The organism is Stenotrophomonas sp. GbtcB23, assembly GCF_019091045.1.
GTDB lineage: Bacteria > Pseudomonadota > Gammaproteobacteria > Xanthomonadales > Xanthomonadaceae > Stenotrophomonas > Stenotrophomonas rhizophila_A.
Window position 1 is genome coordinate 1 of record NZ_JAGXKC010000511.1, and the last position, 254, is coordinate 254.

Sequence of the window (254 nt, forward strand, 5' to 3'; positions counted from 1 at the left end):
CGAAGAAGAATGGGTCGCCGGAAGGCAAGACGCAGACTTGCCGGTCGCGGAGCGACACGACATCGCGCATCGCTGTGTCGAAGGGCGTGGGCCAGGCTCTCGCCTCGCCATTGTTCAGCGTCGCGGCCTGTTCCAGATGCCGCTTGCCGCCGAAGACGACCGACGCCTCGGAAATCGCACTCCGCGCGTTCTCGCCCAGCCCCTTCACGCCGTCCTCGCCGATGCCGACGATGGACAGCCAGCGGCTTTGCTTT

1 pseudogene is annotated in these 254 nt (G+C 66.1%); it reads right to left on the reverse strand.

Annotated features, from left to right (window positions below):
- Positions 1-254, reverse strand: a pseudogene (locus tag KVS69_RS19945) (cobalamin biosynthesis bifunctional protein CbiET); the annotation flags it as partial.